A 592-nucleotide genomic window follows, 5' to 3' on the forward strand; every position below is an offset into this window, starting at 1 on the left:
AATCGAGAAAATTGGTCAGGTATTGTTAGCGCCTAAGTCAATTCAGTTTGCAGAAATGAAACAAGCACTAACCCAGTACAGCCTAGCGCTATACAAAACAGCAGCGTACGAAAACACTCAGAAGTACTATGCTGACAACGGTCTAGACTTTGATATTCCACACGTGGATTACTTCATCGATATCGATGGCGACGGCGTGCTACCTAACAAAGACTTGCCTGTGTTCCGCTACACATCTGGCGTATCACTAGCTGCAACTGAAGAATCTATCGGTCAAGAAGTACCTGCTGGTGCATGGGCTATCGACTATCAAGGTCGTCCTATGACATTCGAAGTTATTGGTGAATTCAAACACGGTGAAATCGCATCGATTGAATTCACTGATAGTGGTGTTAGCATTTCATATCGCCTAACCGACGTGAACATCACTGAAACAGTTGATGATTGCGTTACCATCAACACGGTAAAGCCTGCACCGGCTAACTTCACCTACGATGCATGTGTTACTCTAACCAAACAGTAATCTTCAGCAGTTCGTAAAAATAGGAAGCCTAGCTTCCTATTTTTTTGTCAGACTCCCAATGTCATTGTG

At 43.6% G+C, this 592-nt stretch carries 1 pseudogene; it reads left to right on the top strand.

Annotated features, from left to right (window positions below):
* Window positions 1-523, top strand: a pseudogene (locus R7Q46_RS28645) (hypothetical protein); the annotation flags it as partial.
* Window positions 524-592 lie beyond the last annotated feature (69 nt).

The sequence above is a fragment of the Vibrio sp. 811 genome, from assembly GCF_033339195.1.